The sequence below is a fragment of the Erwinia sp. STN24 genome, from assembly GCF_041320675.1.
Lineage (GTDB): Bacteria > Pseudomonadota > Gammaproteobacteria > Enterobacterales > Enterobacteriaceae > Erwinia > Erwinia aeris.
Window position 1 is genome coordinate 53704 of sequence record NZ_JBGGPM010000010.1, and the last position, 22408, is coordinate 76111.

At 57.1% G+C, this 22408-nt stretch carries 19 protein-coding genes; 11 read left to right on the top strand and 8 right to left on the bottom strand.

The window, feature by feature from the left end:
• Positions 1 to 215: 215 nt before the first annotated feature.
• Together rarD and ACA373_RS21215 are read right to left on the bottom strand one after the other, a co-directional pair.
• A complete protein-coding gene (gene rarD, locus ACA373_RS21210) occupies positions 216 to 1115 on the bottom strand; it encodes an EamA family transporter RarD (protein WP_253457257.1) in 900 nt (299 codons plus the stop codon).
• A 28-nt stretch (positions 1116 to 1143) separates the two neighbouring features.
• On the bottom strand, positions 1144 to 1617 hold the full coding sequence (locus tag ACA373_RS21215; protein ID WP_125290702.1) for a thioesterase family protein: 474 nt from the start codon (positions 1615 to 1617) through the stop codon (positions 1144 to 1146).
• Between the two features lie 161 nt (positions 1618 to 1778).
• Here ACA373_RS21215 and pldA point away from each other — a divergent pair, with 161 nt between their 5' ends.
• Complete coding sequence (gene pldA, locus ACA373_RS21220; RefSeq protein ID WP_253457259.1) at positions 1779 to 2657, top strand: phospholipase A; 879 nt, start codon at positions 1779 to 1781, stop codon at positions 2655 to 2657.
• A 50-nt stretch (positions 2658 to 2707) separates the two neighbouring features.
• On the top strand, positions 2708 to 4534 hold the full coding sequence (gene recQ / locus ACA373_RS21225) for an ATP-dependent DNA helicase RecQ (RefSeq protein WP_253457261.1): 1827 nt from the start codon (positions 2708 to 2710) through the stop codon (positions 4532 to 4534).
• Between the two features lie 77 nt (positions 4535 to 4611).
• On the opposite strand, the gene rhtB is transcribed toward recQ, so the two are convergent.
• Positions 4612 to 5235: a homoserine/homoserine lactone efflux protein gene (gene rhtB, locus ACA373_RS21230; protein WP_125290699.1), complete on the bottom strand. Its 624-nt coding sequence runs from the start codon at positions 5233 to 5235 to the stop codon at positions 4612 to 4614.
• A gap of 103 nt (positions 5236 to 5338) precedes the next feature.
• Between rhtB and pldB the strand changes: the two genes are divergently transcribed.
• Together pldB and yigL are read left to right on the top strand one after the other, a co-directional pair.
• Complete coding sequence (gene pldB, locus ACA373_RS21235) at positions 5339 to 6319, top strand: lysophospholipase L2 (protein ID WP_369896721.1); 981 nt, start codon at positions 5339 to 5341, stop codon at positions 6317 to 6319.
• A 49-nt stretch (positions 6320 to 6368) separates the two neighbouring features.
• Positions 6369 to 7169, top strand: coding sequence for a sugar/pyridoxal phosphate phosphatase YigL (gene yigL / locus ACA373_RS21240; protein ID WP_253457265.1), 801 nt, complete (start codon positions 6369 to 6371; stop codon positions 7167 to 7169).
• 40 nt (positions 7170 to 7209) lie between these two features.
• Here the strand turns inward: yigL and glpQ are convergent, their stop codons facing one another.
• Both glpQ and glpT read right to left on the bottom strand, forming a co-directional pair.
• Positions 7210 to 8238, bottom strand: a complete 1029-nt coding sequence (gene glpQ, locus ACA373_RS21245) for a glycerophosphodiester phosphodiesterase (protein ID WP_370735045.1) — start codon at positions 8236 to 8238, stop codon at positions 7210 to 7212.
• A gap of 14 nt (positions 8239 to 8252) precedes the next feature.
• Entirely contained in the window at positions 8253 to 9596 is a 1344-nt protein-coding gene (glpT, locus tag ACA373_RS21250; RefSeq protein WP_301731028.1) for a glycerol-3-phosphate transporter, read from the bottom strand.
• Positions 9597 to 9925: 329 nt separating this feature from the next.
• Between glpT and ACA373_RS21255 the strand changes: the two genes are divergently transcribed.
• Entirely contained in the window at positions 9926 to 10777 is an 852-nt protein-coding gene (locus ACA373_RS21255; protein WP_125290694.1) for a carboxylate/amino acid/amine transporter, read from the top strand.
• 441 nt (positions 10778 to 11218) lie between these two features.
• Here the strand turns inward: ACA373_RS21255 and ACA373_RS21260 are convergent, their stop codons facing one another.
• On the bottom strand, positions 11219 to 11698 hold the full coding sequence (locus ACA373_RS21260) for a DUF1456 family protein (RefSeq protein ID WP_301253051.1): 480 nt from the start codon (positions 11696 to 11698) through the stop codon (positions 11219 to 11221).
• Positions 11699 to 11856: 158 nt separating this feature from the next.
• Entirely contained in the window at positions 11857 to 12798 is a 942-nt protein-coding gene (metR, locus tag ACA373_RS21265) for an HTH-type transcriptional regulator MetR (protein WP_253457277.1), read from the bottom strand.
• A 135-nt stretch (positions 12799 to 12933) separates the two neighbouring features.
• Here metR and metE point away from each other — a divergent pair, with 135 nt between their 5' ends.
• On the top strand, positions 12934 to 15204 hold the full coding sequence (gene metE / locus ACA373_RS21270) for a 5-methyltetrahydropteroyltriglutamate--homocysteine S-methyltransferase (protein WP_370735043.1): 2271 nt from the start codon (positions 12934 to 12936) through the stop codon (positions 15202 to 15204).
• A gap of 382 nt (positions 15205 to 15586) precedes the next feature.
• Here the strand turns inward: metE and ACA373_RS21275 are convergent, their stop codons facing one another.
• A complete protein-coding gene (locus ACA373_RS21275; RefSeq protein ID WP_253457283.1) occupies positions 15587 to 16414 on the bottom strand; it encodes a dienelactone hydrolase family protein in 828 nt (275 codons plus the stop codon).
• Between the two features lie 268 nt (positions 16415 to 16682).
• Between ACA373_RS21275 and udp the strand changes: the two genes are divergently transcribed.
• The 5 genes from udp to ubiB all read left to right on the top strand — a co-directional run bounded on the left by udp (position 16683) and on the right by ubiB (position 22311).
• Positions 16683 to 17444, top strand: coding sequence for a uridine phosphorylase (gene udp / locus ACA373_RS21280; RefSeq protein WP_253457286.1), 762 nt, complete (start codon positions 16683 to 16685; stop codon positions 17442 to 17444).
• 252 nt (positions 17445 to 17696) lie between these two features.
• A complete protein-coding gene (gene rmuC, locus ACA373_RS21285) occupies positions 17697 to 19229 on the top strand; it encodes a DNA recombination protein RmuC (protein ID WP_301253054.1) in 1533 nt (510 codons plus the stop codon).
• Between the two features lie 74 nt (positions 19230 to 19303).
• Complete coding sequence (gene ubiE / locus ACA373_RS21290; RefSeq protein WP_125290686.1) at positions 19304 to 20059, top strand: bifunctional demethylmenaquinone methyltransferase/2-methoxy-6-polyprenyl-1,4-benzoquinol methylase UbiE; 756 nt, start codon at positions 19304 to 19306, stop codon at positions 20057 to 20059.
• 12 nt (positions 20060 to 20071) lie between these two features.
• Complete coding sequence (locus tag ACA373_RS21295; protein ID WP_125290685.1) at positions 20072 to 20677, top strand: SCP2 domain-containing protein; 606 nt, start codon at positions 20072 to 20074, stop codon at positions 20675 to 20677.
• On the top strand, positions 20674 to 22311 hold the full coding sequence (gene ubiB, locus ACA373_RS21300; RefSeq protein WP_253457296.1) for a ubiquinone biosynthesis regulatory protein kinase UbiB: 1638 nt from the start codon (positions 20674 to 20676) through the stop codon (positions 22309 to 22311). The genes ACA373_RS21295 and ubiB overlap by 4 nt, the downstream gene beginning before the upstream one ends.
• The last annotated feature ends 97 nt before the right edge of the window (positions 22312 to 22408 follow it).

Sequence of the window (22408 nt, forward strand, 5' to 3'; positions counted from 1 at the left end):
ACTGTCCATAGATTTACAACTCATCCACGCTATTGCTTCTCATCCTGGTGGAGTGAATATTGTCCTCAGTAGTTAAACACGCGTCTATTCTGGCATTATCCTGACGTACTGTGCCAAAAGATTTGCACTGATTTACGATGGGTACGTCAGGTTATAAATTTTTTACTTAAGTGTTACTTTCCCCGGCCAGGCAAACCGGGGAAAGCAATTAACGGTCAGACCTCGGCGGGCCGCCTGCGTTTTAACGTTATAAGCGCATCGAAAATAAATAAGGCCAGCGCCGCCCAGATAAAGCTGAACGTCACCACTTTATCCGGCGTCATTTTCTCACCGTAAAAGATCACCGCCAGCAGGAACATCAGCGTTGGGCCAAGATACTGGAAAAACCCAACGGTAGAGAGGCGCAGGCGCGTGCAGGCGGCGGTAAACAGCATCAGCGGCACGGTGGTTATCACGCCAGCAGCGATCAGCAGCAGGTTTAACGACGAGGGATTCTGCGTCAGATGGCTGGTGCTGCTGTCCGCAATGCCGAAAAGATAAATAGCGGCGAAGGGCAACAGCCAGCTGGTTTCAATCATCATACCGGTCTGCGCGTCGACGGCGATTTTTTTGCGCATCAGGCCGTACAGCGAAAAGGTCACCGCCAGACCCAGCGCAATGACCGGCACCGACCCAAATTTCCAGAGTTGGATAATCACGCCGCAGACGGCCAGCGCCACCGCCAGCCATTGCAGACGCCGGAAGCGTTCGCCCAGAAACAGCATCCCTACCAGCACGTTTAACAGCGGGTTGATAAAATAGCCCAGGCTGGCTTCGAGAATATGCTGGTTATTCACCGCCCAGATAAAGATCAGCCAGTTGCTGCACACCAGCGTGGCGGAAACCGCCAGCAGCAGCACCTTCTTCGGCGTTTTAAAAATCGCTTTTACGTTGCCCCAGCTGCGGCTGACGCTCAGCAACAGCAGCATAAAAAAGAACGACCAGATCACCCGATGGGTGATGATTTCGCCCGGTGCGACCTGCTGAAGAAGCTTGAAATAGGCAGGTGCTATGCCCCAGATAAAATAAGCGCCGAGGGCATAAAAAATGCCCTGACGAGTTTGCTGCGCATCCATGTAACATCACTCCGTTAATGTTGGGAAATCAACCTACAAGATAGGTTGCCGTAGTGCTGGCAATATAAAGACCAGCGTCATTATGCAGCTCAACCCGTGCCACCGCGACCTTATTGCCGCCGCGCAGCAGGCTACTGGTCGCGATAAAGCGTTCGCCCCGGCCGGGCCGCAGGTAGTCGACCCGCAGATCGATAGTGCCCATGCGCGACAGGCGCTGCCGCAGCTCTTCTTCCGTAATGGTTTCCTGGCGGGTCAGCGAGCTGCTGACGCAGACCAGACCGGCCGCCACGTCCAGTACGGCCGCAATCACGCCGCCGTGCAGAATCTTTTGTGCGATGTTGCCCACCAGCTGCGGCTGGTTTGCGAAGCTCAGCTCCGCATAATCCGGCTCCAGCCGATCCAGCGTGAGGCCAAGCGTGCGGTTAAACGGCATATCATAAACAAAGATGTCGCCAATCAGGCGGCGAGCGGCCTGCCGATCGAGCGGCGCAGATGAAGTCATAGCAAAATTCCTTTACAACGTAAGTCGCTTATCAGATTGACTATTTTTATCCGTTGTTAACGGGTCGTTTACTTTACAAAAACAGCACTAATGCCGACCAGCAATTCTGTGTAGAATGGCGTGCTTTTTATCCATCACCCTTATCAGTTCTGGAGAATCTTATGTCGATGCTGAAAGGCCCGCTGGCTGCAGCGCTCCTTTTTCCCTGTCTGACCCTGGCGCAAGAGGCTCAGGTCACAGAGGTGCATGACCAGCCCGCGGTGCGTGGCAGTATTATTGCTAATCTTCTGGAAAAGCATGACAACCCTTTTGTGCTTTTTCCTTATGAAAGCAACTATCTGCTGTACACCGATACCAGCAACATCAACAAAGAGGCGATTGATTCCTATAACTGGTCGAATAAGGCGAAGCACGATGAGGTAAAATTCCAGCTGAGCCTGGCCTTTCCTCTCTGGCGGGGCATTTTAGGTGACAACTCGGTGCTTGCCGCCTCTTATACTCAGTCCTCCTGGTGGCAGCTCTCTAACCGTGGCGCCTCGTCGCCGTTCCGTGAAACGGACTATCAGCCGCAGATTTTCCTGGGCTGGGCCACCGACTACAGCTTCGCCGGCTGGACGTTGCGCGACGTGGAGCTGGGCCTGAATCACCAGTCCAATGGCCGATCGGAGCCGACCTCCCGCAGCTGGAACCGCGTTTACGCTCGTCTGATGGCGCAGAACGGCAACTGGATGGTGGAAGCCAAACCCTGGTATCGCCTTCCGGAAGGTGAAAATGATGACGATAACCCTGATATCACTAAGTACATGGGGTATTATCGCATGACGGTCGGCTATCAGCTGGGCGAAAGCGTCTTCAGCCTCCAGGGCAACTACAACTGGAACAGCGGTTTCGGCGGCGCGCAGGCAGGCTGGAGCTACCCGATTACCGAACATGTCCGTTTCTATACGCAAGTCTTTAGCGGCTATGGTGAATCATTGATTGACTATAACCATCGTCAGACCAGGGTCGGCGTCGGCGTCATTCTGAACGACCTGTTTTAATGCTTTCCGGGCGGCCATCACGCGTCGCCCGCCATCAAGTTGGAGTACACGTGTCTACGGCTGCAGTGATCAATCAGGAGATGCTGACGCAACAGGTTTTGCAGGAAACCTTCGGCTATCAGCAATTTCGTCCGGGGCAGCAAACTATTATTCAGGCGTCGCTGAAAGGGCGCGACTGTCTGGTGGTCATGCCGACCGGCGGCGGCAAATCGCTTTGCTATCAGATCCCGGCGCTGGTGCGCGAAGGGCTGACGCTGGTGGTGTCGCCGCTGATCTCGTTGATGAAGGATCAGGTCGACCAGCTGCTGGCTAACGGCGTGGCCGCCGCCTGTCTGAACTCAACGCAGACGCGGGAAGAGCAGCAGGAGGTCTTCGCCGGCTGCCGCACGGGCCGGATCAAGCTGCTTTATATCGCGCCTGAACGCCTGATGATGGATAACTTCCTGGATAATCTGGCGCACTGGAATCCGGCGATGCTGGCCGTAGACGAGGCCCACTGTATTTCGCAATGGGGCCACGATTTCCGTCCGGAATACGGCGCGCTGGGCCAGCTGCGTCAGCGGCTGCCGGACGTGCCGGTGATGGCGCTGACCGCCACCGCCGACGAAACCACCCGTAACGATATCGCGCGCCTGCTCCAGCTTGACGATCCGCTGATCCAGGTCAGCAGCTTCGACCGTCCCAATATCCGCTATACGCTGGTGGAAAAATTCAAGCCGACGGATCAGCTGATCCGCTACGTGCAGGATCAGCGCGGCAAATGCGGCATCATCTACTGCAACAGCCGGGCGAAGGTGGAAGACACCGCCGCGCGTTTGCAAAGCCGTGGCCTGAGCGTCGGCGCCTATCATGCCGGAATGGATAACGTGCATCGCGCCCGCGTGCAGGAAGCCTTCCAGCGTGACGATCTCCAGATCGTCGTCGCCACGGTCGCCTTCGGCATGGGTATCAACAAGCCCAACGTGCGCTTTGTGGTGCACTTTGATATCCCGCGCAATATCGAATCCTACTATCAGGAAACGGGCCGTGCCGGTCGTGATGGCCTGCCGGCGGAAGCGCTGATGCTGTACGATCCGGCCGATATGGCCTGGCTGCGCCGCTGTCTGGAAGAGAAAGCGCCGGGGCCGTTGCAGGATATTGAACGCCACAAGCTGAACGCGATGGGCGCTTTTGCGGAAGCGCAGACCTGCCGCCGTCTGGTGCTGCTGAACTACTTTGGCGAAGGGCGGCAGCAGCCCTGCGACAACTGCGATATCTGTCTCGATCCGCCGCGTCGTTACGACGGCACGGTAGAGGCGCAAAAGGCGCTTTCCTGCATTTATCGTGTCGGCCAGCGGTTTGGCATGGGCTACGTGGTGGAGGTGCTGCGCGGTGCCAACAATCAGCGTATTCGCGATATGCAGCACGACAAGCTGCCGGTTTACGGCATTGGCCGCGATCAGAGCCACGAGCACTGGATAAGCGTGATCCGTCAACTTATTCATCTGGGCTTTGCGACACAAAATATTGCGATGCATTCCGCGCTTCAGTTAACGGAAGCGGCGCGTCCCCTGCTGCGTGGCGAAGTGCCGTTGCTGCTGGCGGTGCCGCGCATGGTCAGCGTCAAGCCGCGCAACAGCAATCAGAAATCGTTTGGCGGCAACTACGATCGCAAGCTGTTCGCCAAGCTGCGTAAGCTGCGTAAAGCCATTGCCGATGAAGAGAACATTCCGCCTTACGTGGTGTTTAACGACGCCACGCTGATAGAAATGGCCGAGCAGATGCCGCTGACCGCCTCAGAAATGCTGAGCGTCAACGGCGTCGGTCAGCGCAAGCTGGAGCGCTTCGGCAAGCCGTTTATGGTGATGATCCGCGAGCACGTCGACGGCGAAGAGTAGGCCGGGCGTGCGGCCGGAGAACGGGGAAGACGCGGGCTGGCATGGACGGCGCGTCCTCCATGCCAGCATTTAATGCATCAGGCAATACGCCGGGCGGAAGCCAGCAGCGCGCCGACCGCCATAAACATGCCGCCAAACAGGCGGTTTAACAGCTTCATCTGTTTTGGCCCTTTAATCCAGGCCGCAATCCGCTGCGCCAGCGTGGCGTAGCCGATCATCACGATGATATCGACCACCACCGTCGTCACGCCCAGCACCAGATACTGCATCGCCTGCGGCTGGTGCGGGATGATAAACTGCGGAAAGAGCGCCGCCAGAAAAACAATGCTTTTTGGGTTGGTCAGGTTCACCAGCACCGCACGCTTAAACAGCCTGCGGCGCGGCATCGCTTTGGCGACCGCCTGAAGATCTATCGCGCCTGCCGAGCGCCACTGCTGGATGCCCAGCCAGATCAGGTAAGCCGCGCCCGCCCATTTCAGCACTTCAAAAGCCAGCACGGATTGGGAAAACAGCGCGCCCAGGCCGATGCCAACCAGCAGAATATGCACCGCCAGCCCAACCTGCAGGCCGGAAATAGAGGCCGCCGCGCCGCGATAGCCGTGGCTGATGCCGGTACTCATGGTATTGATTGCGCCGGAACCCGGCGAAAGGCTTAAGATGCTGGTCGTTAACAGATAGGCCAGCCACCACTGCATGGTCATTGGGTCAGACTCCCTGATAGCACAGAAGTATGACACAATACGCCATTGCGGCTGCGCAGGCTACGGCGCCGGGCGGAATGTGAAAAAAGCGGAGGTCGGGTCAATGAAAAAGCATGGCTGGCGAAATCGTGAAAAAGCTTTTGCCGCTTTCGCCACCGGCCCGCTGCTGGATTTCTGGCGGCGGCGGGAAGAAGACGAGTTTATCGGCGTGGAAAACGTGCCCATTCGCTACGTTCGCTTCACGTCATCGCAACACAACCGCGTTATCCTGATTTGCCCCGGACGTATCGAAAGCTACGTAAAATATCCGGAGCTGGCCTACGACCTGTTTCACTGCGGCTATGATGTGATTATTGTCGATCATCGCGGGCAGGGCCGTTCCGGCAGGCTGCTGCAGGATAGCCATCGCGGCCATGTGGAGCTGTTCGACCACTATGTTGAAGATCTGGAGACGCTCTATCTGAAAGCGATCCTCAGCCGTCACTATCAGCATCGCTATGCGCTGGCGCACTCAATGGGCGGCGCGATCCTGACGCTGATGCTGGCCAGGCAGCCGCAGGCCTTTAACGCCGTGGCGCTGGCCGCGCCGATGTTCGGGATCTTCCTGCCGATGCCGCTGTGGATGACGCACTGTATTCTGAACTGGGCGGAAAAGCGTCCCGTGGTGCGCGACGGTTACGCGATCGGCACCGGCCAGTGGCAGCCCAGGCCGTTCGGGATGAACCAGCTGACCCACAGCCGCGAGCGCTACCGGCGCAACCTGCGCTTTTACGCCGACGATCCGGCGCTGCGCGTCGGCGGGCCGACTTATCACTGGGTCAGAGAAGGCATTCTGGCCGGCAAAAACATTCTGGCTCAGGCAAAAGAGATAAAGACGCCGCTGCTGCTGTTACAGGCCAGCGCGGATAAGGTGGTGGATAACCGCGCTCAGGATCTCTTTTGCCAGGCCATGAAAGCGGCGGGAAACCCCTGCGAGGGCCCGCTGATTATCGCAGGCGCGCGTCATGAGATCTTGTTTGAAAAAGACAGCATGCGCGCCGAGGCGCTGGAGGCCATTACGGCGTTTTTTGCCCGGCATCCCTGATTTTACTGCTCAGATATAGCAACCGTAGCTCACCATTAACAGAGGTTTTATGTACCCGATTGTTGCTTCCGATCTCGACGGCACGCTGCTGTCGCCGGATCACCGTTTATCCGCTTTCGCCCGTGAAACGCTCCAGCTGCTGACGCAAAAGGGCGTCCATTTTGTGTTCGCCACCGGTCGCCATCACATTGATGTCGGGCAGATGCGTGACAGCCTGGGTATTGATGCCTATATGATCACCTCGAACGGCGCGCGCGTGCACAATACCGCAGGCGAGCTGATCTTCAGCCATAACCTGGAAGAAGACATTGCCCGTGAGCTTTTTGCTTTGCATCACAGCCACCAGGATATCTATACCAACGTCTACCGCGATGAAGAGTGGTTCCTTAACCGCCACCGCCCGGAAGAGATGGATTTTTTCCGCGAGTCCAATTTTAACTACCAGACCTATCAGCCGGATTCGCTGCCAACCGACGGCATCAGCAAAGTGTTCTTTACCTGCGCTAAGCCGGAACTGCTGATCCCGCTGGAAGAGGCGCTGATGGCGCGCTGGGGCGATCGGGTTAACGTCAGCTTCTCGCTGCCGACCTGTCTGGAAGTGATGGCGGGCGGCGTTTCCAAAGGCCACGCGCTGGACGCGGTTTCCCGACTGCTGGGCTTTACGCTGGCGGACTGCATCTCTTTTGGTGACGGCATGAACGACAAAGAGATGCTGAACATGGCGGGCAAAGGCTGCATCATGAGCAACTCGCATCAGCGCCTGAAGGATCTGCTGCCGGAACTGGAAGTGATTGGCAGCAATGCGGATAACGCGGTGCCGAACTATCTGCGCAAGCTCTACAACGTCTGAAGCCGGTAAAAGCCGCCTCTGGTTACAGAGGCGGCAACGCTTACCGCTTCAGGAAGCGCACGGCCTTATCCGGGAAGTCGGTAAACAGACCGTCCACGCCCGCCTGGTTATAGAGCGCGTCGTACAGCTCGTCCACGTTATCCACCCAGCCGGGCAGCTGGTCGGCCCGCACGGTATAGGGATGCACGACCAGGCCATTCTGATGAGCCTCCTTCACCATCGGCGTAAAGTGAACCGCGCCTTTGGTCGAGCCGTTGGCAATCAGCATATGATAATCAGGGCCGATGCCGTCGACGTGACGGGCCAGCGTTTTCATCGCGCCCGGTTGCAGCATCCAGTCATAGCTGTAGTTCACCCATTTCCCGTCTTGCTGCTCCTGCGTCTCTTTTGAGTCCGTTTCGGTGATCAGCTGCACCAGTTTGACGTCCATGCCTCTTTGCGGCTCCAGCTCCGTTTTAATGCGTTTGAGTTCGTTATGGTCAAAGCATTGCAGGTAGACGTTGTCGCTTTTCGAGCTATAGCCGTACTGCTTAAGCACATCCAGTACCCTGGCGGAGATATCTTTGCCTTCCTGGCGGTGAAACCACGGCGCTTTAATTTCGGTGTAGATGCCGATATTTTTGCCCGTCGAGTGGTTCAGGCCCTGAATAAATTCAATCTCTTCGGCAAAGGTATGCACGTGGAAGTCCGATTTGCCCATCGGGAAACGCTGCGGATAAGTCTGCACTTTCTTACCGTCTTTTAGCGTAAAGCCTTCCGTAAACTTCAGCCCCTTGATTTCGGCCAGCGTAAAGTCGATGGCATAGTAACGCCCATCCTTTCTGGCGCGGTCGGGATAGCGTTCCGCCACGTCCGTTACGCGATCCAGATAGTGATCGTGCAGCACCACCAGCCGATCGTCGCGGGTCATCACCAGATCCTGCTCAAGGAAGTCGGATCCCTGCGCGTAAGCCATCGCTTTGGCGGGCAGCGAGTGTTCCGGGAGGTAGCCGCTCGCGCCACGATGGGCAATTACAATCTTGTGTGTTTCCGCGGCCACTGTACCGAACGAAGCGCCCAGCAGCAGCATAGCTATAAGCTTTTTCATTGCGTTGCCCCTTTTTTGTGCCTGTGTTCGTTCAGCATGGTGATAACCAGCAGGATAACGGCCAGCACGCCGCCGCCGATCATCACGATAAAGCCGCCGTCCCAGCCGAAGTAATCTACGGTGTAGCCGACAATAGCGCTGGCGGCCACCGAGCCGCCAAGATAGCCGAACAGCCCGGTGAAGCCCGCCGCCGTTCCCGCGGCTTTCTTCGGCGCCAGCTCCAGGGCGTGCAGCCCAATCAGCATTACTGGCCCATAAATCAGAAAGCCGATCACGATCATGCAGGTAATATCCACGCCCGGATTGCCGGGAGGATTCAGCCAGTAAACCACGGTGGCGATCGTCACCAGCACCATAAAAAAGACGCCGGTCGCGCCACGATTGCCTCTGAACACCTTATCGGACATCCAGCCGCACAGCAGCGTGCCGGGAATGCCGGCGTACTCATAAAGAAAGTAGGCCCAGGAGGATTTATCCAGCGTAAAGTGCTTCACCTCTTTTAAATAGGTCGGTGACCAGTCGAGAATGCCGTAGCGCAGCAGATAGACAAACACGTTGGCCAGCGCGATATACCAGAGCAGCCGGTTGGGCAGTACGTACTGCATAAAAATTTGCCTGGCGGTCAGCTCCTCTTCCTGGCTTTTATCATAGTCGGGCGGATAGTCGTTTTTATACTCTTCAATCGGCGGCAGACCGCAGGATTGCGGCGTGTCGCGCATTAACGCAAAGGCGATGACGGCCACCAGAATGGCGGCGAAAGCGGGCATATAAAGCGACGCTTTCCAGTCGTTAAACCAGTACATGCCCAGCAGAAACAGCAGCGGAGGCAGGCCGCCGCCGACGTTGTGCGCGCAGTTCCAGACGGAAACGATGCCGCCGCGCTCCTTGTGCGACCACCAGTGCACCATAGTGCGTCCACAGGGCGGCCAGCCCATGCCCTGGAACCAGCCGCATAAAAACAGCAGCACGAACATCACGGTAATGCTGGAGGTGGCCCAGGGAACGAATCCCATAAACAACATGACCGCCGCCGCCAGAATTAAACCGGCGGGCAAAAAGTAGCGTGGATTCGAGCGATCGGAAACGGATCCCATAATAAATTTAGAAAATCCGTAGGCGATGGAAATACCTGAAAGGGCAAAGCCTAAATCCCCTCGAGAAAAACCCTGCTCGATCAGCGAAGGCATCGCCAGCGCAAAATTTTTCCGCACCAGATAATAGGCCGCATAGCCGAAGAAAATACCAAAAAATATCTGCCAGCGTAATTTACGATAAAGCGGATCGATTTCGCTGGTGTCAACGCGCGTTCGATGCGACGCAGGTTTAAAAACAGATAACATAACAGCCTCCAATGGCAATTTATATTCGTTTTTTTCGTCGTGCAGCAACAGATAAACGCGATCCGTAGCGGAAGGAGCCTAAAAGAAAACGCGCGGCCCCGCTGTGAAGAAGAACCCAAAGGTTACATTTTTATGACAATCAAACGAATTATGCGGCACGCTTCTCTGAATGCTTTTAGCCATGCCGGCAAGGAGTGTGAGCAGGCTCACTCAAACAGCAGGATAAAAACAGGTGAGTACATTTTGCAATCAGATGTCAACCAGATATTTCCCCGCGTCCACGCCGATTTCGCTACACTGTGCGCACTTTTCACCAGCGAGTTTTTATCGTGATCTTACTGATAATCACCACTATCCTGTGGGCCTTTTCGTTCAGCCTGATCGGCGAATATCTGGCAGGCCAGGTCGACAGCGTCTTTTCCGTGCTGATCCGTCTGCTGCTGGCCGCCGTGGTTTTCCTGCCGTTTCTGCGCTGGCGCGGTTATCGGCCGTCAACGCTGCTGCTCTATATGGGCGTAGGCGCGCTGCAGCTGGGTATTATGTATCTGTTCAGCTTTGAGGCTTACCTCTACCTCAGCGTTTCCGAGCTGCTGCTGTTTACGGTGATGACGCCGCTCTATATCACCCTGATTTATGACCTGATGAGCGGAAGAGGCGTGCGCCCCGGCTATGCACTGAGCGCGCTGCTGGCGGTGGCGGGCGCGGCGATTATTCGCTACGACAAGGTCAGCGACCACTTCTGGTTTGGCCTGCTGCTGGTGCAGCTTGCCAACCTTTGCTTTGCCGTTGGCATGGTGGGCTACAAGCGCCTGCAGGAAACGCGTCCGATGCCGCAGCACGCCGCCTTTTCCTGGTTTTATATGGGCGCGGCGCTCGTCGCGGTTATCGCCTGGTGCCTGTGGGGCAATCCGCAGAAGCTGCCGACCACCACGCTACAGTGGAGCATCCTGATCTGGCTGGGCGTGGCGGCTTCCGGGCTGGGTTACTTTATGTGGAACTACGGCGCGACGCAGGTTGATGCCGGCACGCTGGGCATTATGAATAATATGCACGTGCCCGCCGGATTGCTGGTTAACCTTGCAATCTGGCAGCAGCAGCCGCACTGGCCGAGCTTTATCGTTGGCGCAGCGGTAATTTTCGCCTCGCTATGGGTACACCGCCACTGGGTGATTAAAAAATAGCACGACGATAAAAAGCGGGGCGCGACACGCCCTGCTTAACGCCTTTGCCTGGCTCGTTAGTGAACCAGGTGCGGCCGTGATTTACTGACCAGCAGATTCACATTCGTTTTACTGGTTTTGCCAATACGGCTACCGCTATCTTCCCCCGCTGTCGTTACCTGCCCGGTGCTATAACTCAGCGCTGACGGGGAAAGCAGCCTATAAATTTTAGAAAATAGCGTGCCGAAAATAGTTTTGGTAGTGTCGTGGTTTTTACCTGCGCTGCTGATAGTTGCGCTCTCATAATATATCTTCTTTCATGGTTCGCTATATTTACAATGTGTAAATATCAGGCGGATATTATGAGGAGTGACTTGCCCTGTAAAGGCAGGAAGGGAATATAAATAATGCATTTTTTGATAGCGTTTTAAATAGCAGGCAGCCCGAAGGCTGCACTAATATTTAAGCTTTTTTAACAGGGGCAGGGCGTAATTTCATTGTCATTCCCTTCAGGAAATTCCTTAAAATCTGATCGCCGCATTCACGGTAATTTTTATGCCCTGGCTTTCGGAAAATAGCGCCAATTTCAGACTGGCCCACGGCGAAGTCCGCCAGCTTAAGCACGTCAATAATATCCGTAGTTTTTAAATCGAAAGCGATGCGCAGTTTTTTAATAATAATATTATTCGTCATCTTGCGTTCGACAGAAGGCTCAGGCGCATCTTCGCTTTTGCCACGGCGCTGAAAAATCAGCCCGTTCAGGAAATAGCCCATTACCACGTCAGGACAGGCGCGAAAGCCCGCTTCGTCTTCTTTTTTCAGGAAGCTTTGCATTTCCGCTTCGCTGACTTCACTTTCCGCCAGCGCCAGGATGCCAACCATCTGAGCATCGCTCAGGCTCAGCATGTAGCGCACGCTGCGCAAAACGTCATTATTGGTCATAAAAATCTCATTGGTTCAGGATCGTTGGCCGCATTATAGAGACAAATGGCGCTGGATAAAGGAATACCGTCAGCAAAAAGGCAGGCGGCCAGCGCGTTATAAGGGCGCGGCTGCGCTAAAAGGGCCACCGCGCAAAAGCGATCGCCCGTACTGGCCGCTCAGGAATGATGCAAAGAGGTCGGCAGCGGCGTGCCCGGCGCGGAAGCGTCCCTGACCAGCGGCAGATGCTCGCAGGCGTGCTGGCGGGCGGAGCGGATAAAAGCTTCGACTACTGCCTGACGCTGCTCGCCGTCGCGCACGGCGGCATATAAACGGCTCCATAAACCCTGGCCGAGCGTTTTGGTCACTACCAGCCCCTGATGCTCAAAGCTTTCCACCACCCAGTGCGGCAGGGCGGCGATGCCCATGCCTGCGGACACCATCTGGATCAGCAGCAGCGTATTATCCACGCTTTTTAACGCCGGGCTGACGCCTGCGGGCTGCAAGAAATGCCGCCAGATATCCAGGCGCTGCCGCTGCACCGGATAAATCATCAGCACTTCGCTGGCCAGATCTTCCGGTGAAATATGATCAACCTGCGCCAGCGGATGGTCGGGCGCCAGCACCAGGCGAACTTCAAAATCAAACATTGGCGAATAGAACAGCCCGCTGCGCGGCAAAATATCGGAGGTGAGCACCACGTCCAGCTCCCCCTGTTGAAGCGCGGGCTGGGGATCGAAAGTCACCCCGGATTTAAAATCCATCACCACCTGCGGCCAGCTCTGACGGAAGTTGCTCAACGCTGGCGTCAGCCATTGAATACAGCTGTGGCACTCGATAGCGATACGCAGCGTGGCCTGATGCGGTTCGTGGCAGGCCTGTAAAGCGTGCTGGATCTGCGGCAGCACCTGCTCGGCAAGCTGCAGCAAGATTTCGCCCTGCGGCGTAAAGCGCAGCGGCTGGCTTTTACGCACAAACAGGCGGAAGCCCAGGCGCTGCTCCAGATCGCTGAACTGATGGGACAGGGCCGACTGCGTCTGATGAAGCTGAGCGGCGGCGGCGGCCAGCGAACCGCTGTTGCGCAGCGCTTGCAGCGTCCGCAGGTGTTTGAGTTCGATCATGAGAGTCCTTCACATCGACAATGAACAATTTGCGCTTGTGGTGAATACAGTACCTGCGGATTATAGATGTGTAAACATCTGGACGTCTAAAAGCCCGATTGCCACGACAGCGGGCGGTAACTGAGGAACGCATTGATGACTATTCTGAACCATACGCTCGGCTTCCCCCGCGTTGGCCTGCGTCGCGAACTGAAAAAAGCACAGGAAAGCTACTGGGCGGGCAACAGCACGCAGGAAGCGCTGCTGGCGGTAGGCCGCGAACTGCGCGCCCGCCACTGGGAACAGCAGAAACAGGCTGGGGTAGACTATGTACCGGTCGGCGATTTCGCCTGGTACGATCATGTGCTGACTACCAGCCTGCTGCTGGGCAACGTGCCTGCCCGTCATCAAAATAAAGATGGCTCTGTCGATCTGGATACGTTGTTCCGTCTGGGCCGTGGCCGTGCGCCGACCGGCGAACCTGCGGCGGCGGCTGAAATGACCAAATGGTTTAACACTAACTATCACTATATGGTGCCGGAATTTACCCGGGGGCAGCAGTTTAAGCTTAGCTGGACGCAGATCCTGGACGAAGTGGACGAAGCGCTGGCGCTGGGCCATAAAGTGAAGCCCGTGCTGCTTGGCCCGGTGACCTATCTGTGGCTGGGTAAAGTCAAGGGCGAGCCGTTCGACCGTCTGAGCCTGTTAACCGAAATTCTGCCGGTTTACCAGCAGGTGCTGAGCGAGCTGGCGAAGCGCGATATCGAATGGGTGCAGCTCGACGAGCCTGCGCTGGTGCTGGAGCTGCCGCAGGCGTGGCTCAACGCCTTTAAACCGGCTTACCAGGCGCTGCAAGGGCAAACCAAACTGCTGCTGACCACCTACTTTGACAGCGTCGGCACCAACCTGGACGCTATCGTTAAGCTGCCGGTTCAGGGTCTGCATGTTGATTTGGTACACGGCAAGGACGATATCGCCGCGCTGAACGCTAAAGTGCCGGCCGACTGGTTGCTTTCCGTCGGCGTAATCAACGGCCGTAACGTGTGGCGCGCCGATCTCAGCAGCTGGTTTGAGCGTTTACAGCCGCTGGTCGGCAAGCGTCAGCGGCTATGGATCGGCTCTTCCTGCTCGTTGCTGCACAGCCCCATCGATTTAAGTACCGAAACCCGCCTGGATGAAGAAGTAAAAAGCTGGTTCGCCTTTGCGCTACAGAAATGCCAGGAGCTGGCGCTGTTGAGCCATGCGTTAAACCACAATGACGCGCGGTCGCTGGAAGCCTGGAGCGCGCCCATCCGCGCCCGCCGGGACTCTGCGCGCGTGCATAACGAGGCCGTCAGCAAACGGCTGGCCGCTATCACCGCGAAAGACAGCGAGCGCCACAGCAGCTATAAGGCGCGTGCCGAAGCCCAGCGCCAGCGCTTTCAGCTGCCGGCCTGGCCGACCACCACTATCGGCTCTTTCCCGCAGACCACCGAAATCCGTGGCCTGCGCCTGGATTTCAAACAGGGGCGTCTGGACGGAAAGAGCTACCGCACCGGCATTGCTGAACATATCAAACAGGCGATCGTGGAGCAGGAGCGGCTGGGGCTGGACGTGCTGGTTCACGGCGAGGCGGAGCGCAACGACATGGTGGAATACTTCGGCGAAAACCTGGACGGTTTTGCCTTTACGCAAAACGGCTGGGTACAGAGCTACGGCTCCCGCTGCGTGAAGCCGCCGGTGATTATCGGTGACGTCAGTCGGCCGGAAGCGATCACCGTCGAGTGGGCGAAATACGCGCAGTCGCTGACCGACAAGCCGGTAAAAGGGATGCTGACCGGCCCGGTAACCATTCTTTGCTGGTCTTTCCCTCGTGAAGACGTGTCGCGTGAAACCATCGCTAAGCAGATCGCGCTGGCGCTGCGGGACGAAGTGGCCGATCTGGAAAAAGCCGGTATCGGCATTATCCAGATTGATGAGCCGGCGCTGCGTGAAGGCCTGCCGCTGCGGCGGTCAGAGTGGGCTGCCTATCTGGAGTGGGCCGTAGATGCGTTCCGCCTGAACGCCGCCGTGGCGCAGGATGCTACCCAAATCCACACCCATATGTGCTATTGCGAATTCAACGACATCATGGATTCTATCGCCGCGCTGGATGCGGATGTGATCACCATCGAAACCTCACGTTCTGATATGGAACTGCTGGAATCGTTCGAGGAATTTGACTATCCGAACGAAATCGGCCCGGGCGTTTACGACATTCACTCGCCAAACGTGCCAAGCGTGGCATGGATAGAGGCGCTGCTGCTGAAAGCGGCGAAGCGTATTCCGGTGGAGCGTTTGTGGGTGAACCCGGACTGCGGCCTGAAAACGCGCGGCTGGCCGGAAACCCGTCAGGCGCTGGCTAATATGGTGGAGGCGGCCCGCAATCTTCGCAAAGCCGCTGTCTGATGGTGGTGTTGCCCGTGGGCCTCTCTTTTATTAATGACATTTAGCGGCGTTTGGAATGTACGAGCGATGAAGCTGGCGCTGTGCCCGCAGCGAGGGTGGCATAAAAAAAGCCCGCCGATTGAGGCGGGCTCAGACTGCTGACAAACCTAAATAGCGGATGCATCCTGGTGTTTCTTACAGCAACCCAGCTGTTTCACAGTGGCAGAGGCTGAGCGGATAAGCGGACCGTTTTCGCGCATGGACGCGCGAAACGAGCCTACATGGACGTATCTACGGCGTGTCCGTGTTCCGATCTGCCTCTGCCGCTTTTCATCAATCTGCAAGCGGCCTAAGTTTGAGTTTGTCAGCAACCTCAGCCCGCCGATTGAGGCGGGCCTGAGCGTTAGCTGACGCCGTGCTGCCTGAACCAGGCCAGCATTCGCTGCCAGCCGTCTTTGGCCGACTCTTCGTGATAGCTGGGACGATAATCGGCGTTAAACGCGTGCCCGGCCTCGGGATAAACCACGATTTCCGATTTGGCGTTCGCCGCCCGCAGCGCCTGACGCATGGTTTCCACGCTCGCCAACGGAATGCCGTCATCCTGCGCGCCGTACAGCCCCAATACCGGCGCGTTCAGGTCAACTGCGACGTCAACCGGGTGCTTCTGCTGCTGCAAGGTTTTATCGCCTGTCAGCTTGCCATACCAGGCAACGCCCGCTTTCAGCTGAGGATTGTGCGCGGCGTAGAGCCAGGTTATCCGGCCGCCCCAGCAAAAGCCGGTAATGGCCATATTGCGCATATCGCCGCCGTGGCGCGATGCCCAGTTGGCTACGTGATCCAGATCCGCCAGCACCTGGCTATCCGGCACCTTGCTGACCAGCTCTTTAAACAGCGTGGGAATATCATCGTACTCGGCGGGATCGCCCTCGCGAAAATAGAGTTCGGGCGCGACGGCCAGATAGCCTTCGGTCGCCAGGCGACGGCAGATATCGCGAATATGCTCGTGCACGCCAAAAATTTCCTGCACGACCAGCACCACCGGTAGCGGGCCATCGGCCTGACGCGGTCTGGCGTGGAAAGCAGGCATATTCTCGCCCTGCGTTGGAATTGACGTTTCGCCGGAAACGATGTCGGCGCTGTCGGTAATGATGGTGGTCGATGCGGCAGGTGAAACCGCAGGAGCGAATCCCTTATTGCTCAATGTTTGAGTCGGATTATCGTCGCTTTTCATTGTCCTCTCCATACATGCAGTAGCGCAATCAGCTAACTATAGCCAGGATTACGTTTCGATCGGGTGAAGGTCAGCCTGTCATCTTCGACGGCGTTATCGGTTTCCGACAGCGCGATTCGTGCGGGAAGGCTTTTTTGTGTGATTACCGTCACGATTCAATAGACTCCAAATGTAACTTTCATTACTCAGAGTGAATTTACTCACATAAATTCACCCAGCTTTGCGCTACTGTAAGCGCTTCATCGCCTTTTCATTACAGGATCTTGTCATGGCACAGTCAGACGTTTTTCACCTGGGTTTAACCAAAGCCGATCTTCAGGGCGCCACCCTTGCCATTGTGCCAGGCGACCCCGAGCGCGTTAAAAAGATTGCCGCGCTGATGGATAATCCGGTTCATCTGGCGTCGCACCGCGAATTCACCACCTGGCGCGCCGACATTGACGGCAAGGCCGTTATCGTCTGTTCAACCGGTATCGGCGGCCCTTCCACCTCCATCGCGGTAGAAGAGCTGGCGCAGCTGGGCATCCGTACTTTTCTGCGCGTAGGTACAACTGGCGCTATCCAGCCTGACATCAGCGTGGGTGACGTGCTGGTAACCACCGGCTCCGTGCGTCTGGACGGCGCGAGTCTGCACTTTGCGCCGCTGGAATTCCCGGCCGTGGCCGATTTTACCTGCACCACCGCGCTGGTCGAAGCGGCGAAAGCGCTTGGCGCGACCACGCATATCGGCGTCACCGCGTCTTCCGACACTTTTTATCCGGGACAGGAGCGTTACGACACCTTTTCTGGCCGCGTAGTGAGCCGTTTCCAGAACTCCATGAAAGAGTGGCAGCAAATGGGCGTGCTGAACTACGAAATGGAATCCGCCACGCTGCTGACCATGTGCGCCAGCCAGGGCCTGCGTGCCGGCATGGTGGCGGGCGTGATTGTGAACCGCACCCAGCAGGAAATTCCCGATGCGGAAACCATGAAGAAAACCGAAAGCGATGCGGTGCGTATCGTAGTTGAGGCGGCGCGCCGTCTGATCTAGACGTTGAGATCGGCCTCGCTAACCTCTGGCCTGGCCGTTGAGACCAGTTTCGCTAACTTCTTCAGCCTTCATTAAGGGAGCGCGGCTCCCTTAATGGCTTCGCCCTAGCGCTACCCACGGTAAATTTTTCGAGCCGTCTCTGACATCCTGATGAAAACCTCCTCGATCCCGTTACATCGCGCTTTTTAACTCGACATTGCCACGGCCTGCCCTTACCTTTTCTGCCAGAGAAGCCTGGACGGGAGAAGGCGCGTGGATGCAATAATCGGTTACGGCATTGGCTCAGGCCTGGCGGGCGCGCTGGTCGGCTGGCTTATCGCCTGGTATCACAGCCAGCAGCGCGCGGCGCACCAGGAAACGGAGCGCAGGCTGCTGCAACAGGCCAGCGAGCAGCTGAAGCAGGAGCGCGATCGCCTGACGCAGCAACAGAGCCAGCAGCAGCAGGCGCAAAAACAGCAGGAGCTGGAGCTGCGTCAGCTGCACGGCACGCTCGCCGCTACCCAGGAGAAACTCACCCAGCTTGACCACTGGCGCGGCGAGGCCGAACAGCTGGCGCGCGAACTGCGCACCCAGCTGGAGATCAACAGCGCCCAGGAGGCGGAACTGCGCGAGGTCACCATTCGGCTTGAAGAGAGCAGAATGGCGGCGGAAGAGAAGCAGCGCCTGCTGGTCAACAGCGAACAGCGGCTGAACGCGCAGTTTGAACACCTTGCCAACCGTATTTTCGAACACAGCAACCGCCGCGTCGATGAGCAGAACCGCCAGAGCCTGGACGGGCTGCTCTCGCCGCTGCGCGAACAGCTGGAAGGGTTTCGTCGCCAGGTTCAGGAAGGCTTCGGCCAGGAGGCGCGCGAGCGCCATACGCTTTCTCATGAAATCCGCAATCTGCAACAGCTCAATGCCCAAATGGCGCAGGAAGCGATTAACCTGACCAAGGCCCTGAAGGGCGACAATAAAATGCAGGGAAACTGGGGCGAAGTCGTGCTCAGCCGCGTGCTGGAAGCCTCCGGCCTGCGGGAAGGGCACGAATATGAAACCCAGGTCAATATTCAGCTGGAGCATAACGCCCGTATGCAGCCGGACGTGATTGTGCGTCTGCCGCAGGGCAAAGACGTGGTGATCGACGCGAAGATGACGCTGGTGGCTTACGAACGCTATTTCAACGGCGAAGATGAAGCCACGCGCGAAACGGCCATCGGCGAGCACGTTGCGGCCATTCGCAGCCATATCCGCCTGCTGAGCCGCAAAGATTATCAGCAGCTGCCCGGCCTGCGATCGCTGGACTACGTGCTGATGTTTATTCCGGTCGAACCCGCTTTTCTGGTCGCTATTGATCGTCAGCCGGAACTGATCAACGAGGCGCTGGGTCAAAACATCATGCTGGTCAGCCCCACCACGCTGCTGGTGGCGCTACGCACCATCAATAACCTGTGGCGCTACGAGCACCAAAGCCGTCATGCCCAGCGCATCGCCGACAGAGCGGCTAAGCTCTATGACAAAATGCGCCTGTTTGTCGACGACATGTCGGCAATGGGGCAAAGCCTCGATAAGGCCAGCGAAAGCTATCGTCAGGCCATGAAGAAGCTGGCGGAAGGGCGGGGCAACCTGATCGCGCAGACGGAAAGTTTTCGGCAGCTGGGCGTGGCCATCAAGCGGCCTATTAATCCCCGCCTGGTCGCGCAGGCGATGCCGGATGAGGCTGACGAGCAAGAGAACGAAGATGAGGAAGATGTCGCGTATCTGGCGACGCAAACCGGGCCAGGCGCGGCCCGAGTTAATGAATAACCCGCAAGGCTGTGCCTGGCCTGCGGGACTCTGATACACTTGGCAGATAACTGATTGCAGAGCAGGCAAAACAAATGGCAGATGAATCAAAGGATACCACGCACTTCGGCTTTCGCACGGTAGCGAAAAGCGACAAAGCTGAAATGGTGGCTGATGTTTTCCATTCCGTTGCGGCCAAATATGACCTGATGAACGATCTGATGTCGTTCGGCATCCACCGTGTCTGGAAACGTTTTACTATCGATTGCAGCGGCGTGCGTCGCGGACAGCGCGTCCTGGATCTGGCCGGCGGTACCGGCGATCTGACCGCTAAATTCTCTCGCCTGGTGGGTGAAACGGGTGAAGTGGTGCTGGCGGATATCAACAGCTCCATGCTGAAAGTAGGCCGTGAGAAACTGCGTAACAACGGGATTATCGGCAACGTGAACTACGTGCAGGCTAACGCCGAAGCGCTGCCGTTCCCGGACAATCATTTCGACTGCATCACTATCGCTTTCGGCCTGCGTAACGTCACCGAAAAAGAGAAGGCGCTGGCCTCGATGTTCCGCGTGCTGAAGCCGGGCGGACGCCTGCTGGTGCTGGAGTTTTCCAAACCGCTGCTGGAGCCGCTAAGCAAGGCGTATGACGCCTACTCATTCCACGTGCTGCCGCGTATCGGCGAGCTGGTGGCGAAAGATTCCGAAAGCTACCGCTATCTGGCCGAATCTATCCGAATGCATCCGGATCAGGATACGTTAAAGCAGATGATGGATGATGTCGGCTTCGAGAATACTACCTATCACAATCTTACCGGTGGCATCGTTGCGCTGCACCGCGGATTCAAGTTCTGAACAGGATAGCGAATGACCTTAACGCCGCTGTTAACCGCAGGGCTGGAAACGGCGCTCAATCAGATCCTTTATCGCGATCGCGGCCTGAAAGCCGCGCGTCAGCGTCTTAACGGCCGCAGCCTGGCCATTGAGCTGGCCGAGCTGAAGCAGCCGCTGATCTTTATCTTCAGCGACCAACAGGTCGATGTGCTGGGCGACTGGTGCGACACGCCGGACTGCAAGGTGAAAACCCGTCTGGCGACGCTGCGCAAGCTGCGCGATCGTCAGCAGTTAACCAGCCTGATCCGCAGCGGCGAGCTGGAGGTTGAGGGCGATCTACAGGTCGTCCAGCAGTTCTCCGCGCTGATCGATCTGGCCGAGCTTGACCCTGCCGAATATCTCGCGCCCTGGATTGGCGATATTGCCGCTCAGGGCATCAGCCAGGCCGCCCGTCGCGGGTTGCAGCTGGTGCGCGGCAATCTTGATCGTAAACAGAGCTATCTGGGTCAGGCGCTGACGGAAGAGTGGCGCCTGGCGCCGGGCGGCCTGGAGCTTGCCTGGTTTGCTGAAGAAGTCGACGCCGCCGCTCGCGAGCTGGCTGCGCTGGAAACCCGCCTTAAACAACTGGAGGGCAAATGACCCTCGGAGAAATACGTCGTCTCTATTTTATTATCCGTATCTTTTTGAGCTACGGACTGGATGAGCTAATCCCAAAAACCCGGCTGGCGCTGCCGCTGCGCCTGTGGCGCCGGACGCTGTTCTGGATGCCTAATTTGCACAAAGAGCGTCAGCTTGGCGAGCGTATCAGGTTAGCCATGGAGCAGCTTGGCCCGGTGTGGATCAAATTTGGTCAGATGATGTCCACGCGACGCGATCTTTTTCCGCCGCATATCGCCGATCAGCTGGCGATGCTGCAGGACAAGGTCGCGCCTTTCGATGGCGTACAGGCGAAAAAACAGATTGAGATGTCGCTTGGCTGCAAGGTGGAAACCCTGTTTGATGACTTTGTGATCACGCCGCTTGCTTCCGCTTCCATCGCGCAGGTACACACCGCCACGCTGAAGGAAAACGGCAGGGAAGTGGTCATTAAGGTTATTCGTCCGGATATCCTGCCGGTGATCAAAGCCGATATGAAGCTGATCAACCGCATGGCGGCCTGGGTGCCTCGCCTGTTACCGGACGGGCGCCGCCTGCGTCCGCAGGAAGTGGTGGCCGATTACGAAAAAACGCTGATAGACGAACTGAACCTGCTGCGCGAAGCGGCTAACGCCATTCAGCTGCGCCGTAATTTCGAAGGCAGCAACATGCTTTACGTGCCGGAAATCTATTCCGACTACTGTAGCGAAACCATGCTGGTGATGGAGCGCATTTACGGCATTCCAATCTCCGATGTGGTGCAGCTCGAACAGCGCGGCGTCAACATGAAGCTGCTGGCCGAGCGCGGCGTGCAGGTCTTCTTTACCCAGGTGTTCCGCGACAGCTTTTTCCACGCCGATATGCATCCGGGCAACATTTTTGTCAGCTATGAGCATCCTGAAGATCCGCAATATATCGGTATCGACTGCGGTATCGTTGGCTCGCTGAATAAAGAAGATAAGCGGTATCTGGCGGAGAACTTTATCGCCTTCTTCAACCGCGATTACCGCAAGGTTGCCGAGCTGCACGTTGATTCCGGCTGGGTGCCGGCGGATACCAACGTAGAGGATTTCGAGTTCGCTATTCGTACCGTTTGCGAACCGATTTTTGAAAAGCCGCTGGCGGAAATCTCCTTCGGTCACGTGCTGCTGAACCTCTTTAATACGGCGCGCCGCTTCAACATGGAAGTGCAGCCTCAGCTGGTGCTGTTACAGAAAACTCTACTGTATGTGGAAGGCGTCGGACGACAGCTTTATCCGCAGCTAGACCTGTGGAAAACCGCCAAGCCGTTCCTGGAAGACTGGATCAAAGATCAGATTGGCATTCCGGCTATCGTGCGCGCGCTGAAAGAAAAAGCGCCGTTCTGGGCGGAAAAACTGCCGGAGCTGCCGGAGCTGGTTTACGAAAGCCTGAAGCGGCACAAGCATCTGCAGCACAGCGTCGATAAGCTTTCTTACGATCTGCGCAACGACCGGGTGCGGCATCATCAGTCGCGCTATCTGTTCGGTATTGGCGCCACGCTGCTGCTGAGCGGCACGGCTATTCTGCTGACCAGACCGCAGTGGGATTTGCTGTCGGCGGTTATGGTCGCTGGCGGTCTGGTAAGCTGGCTGGTCGGCTGGCGTAAAACCGACTGACTGTCATGAAAGGTAAAGAGGGGCTGGCAGCGCTTTGCGCGCGGTCAGCCCGGCTTATATACTGCGAAACCTGCATTAACTGACATCTGAGGCAAAA

Coding starts and splice junctions, on each gene's coding strand:
- rarD (WP_253457257.1), bottom strand. CDS start 1,115: ATGGATGCGCAGCAAACTCGTCAGGGCATTTTTTATGCCCTCGGCGCT.
- ACA373_RS21215 (WP_125290702.1), bottom strand. CDS start 1,617: ATGACTTCATCTGCGCCGCTCGATCGGCAGGCCGCTCGCCGCCTGATT.
- pldA (WP_253457259.1), top strand. CDS start 1,779: ATGTCGATGCTGAAAGGCCCGCTGGCTGCAGCGCTCCTTTTTCCCTGT.
- rhtB (WP_125290699.1), bottom strand. CDS start 5,235: ATGACCATGCAGTGGTGGCTGGCCTATCTGTTAACGACCAGCATCTTA.
- pldB (WP_369896721.1), top strand. CDS start 5,339: ATGAAAAAGCATGGCTGGCGAAATCGTGAAAAAGCTTTTGCCGCTTTC.
- yigL (WP_253457265.1), top strand. CDS start 6,369: ATGTACCCGATTGTTGCTTCCGATCTCGACGGCACGCTGCTGTCGCCG.
- glpQ (WP_370735045.1), bottom strand. CDS start 8,238: ATGCTGCTGCTGGGCGCTTCGTTCGGTACAGTGGCCGCGGAAACACAC.
- glpT (WP_301731028.1), bottom strand. CDS start 9,596: ATGTTATCTGTTTTTAAACCTGCGTCGCATCGAACGCGCGTTGACACC.
- ACA373_RS21260 (WP_301253051.1), bottom strand. CDS start 11,698: ATGACCAATAATGACGTTTTGCGCAGCGTGCGCTACATGCTGAGCCTG.
- metR (WP_253457277.1), bottom strand. CDS start 12,798: ATGATCGAACTCAAACACCTGCGGACGCTGCAAGCGCTGCGCAACAGC.
- metE (WP_370735043.1), top strand. CDS start 12,934: ATGACTATTCTGAACCATACGCTCGGCTTCCCCCGCGTTGGCCTGCGT.
- ACA373_RS21275 (WP_253457283.1), bottom strand. CDS start 16,414: ATGAAAAGCGACGATAATCCGACTCAAACATTGAGCAATAAGGGATTC.
- udp (WP_253457286.1), top strand. CDS start 16,683: ATGGCACAGTCAGACGTTTTTCACCTGGGTTTAACCAAAGCCGATCTT.
- ubiE (WP_125290686.1), top strand. CDS start 19,304: ATGGCAGATGAATCAAAGGATACCACGCACTTCGGCTTTCGCACGGTA.
- ACA373_RS21295 (WP_125290685.1), top strand. CDS start 20,072: ATGACCTTAACGCCGCTGTTAACCGCAGGGCTGGAAACGGCGCTCAAT.
- ubiB (WP_253457296.1), top strand. CDS start 20,674: ATGACCCTCGGAGAAATACGTCGTCTCTATTTTATTATCCGTATCTTT.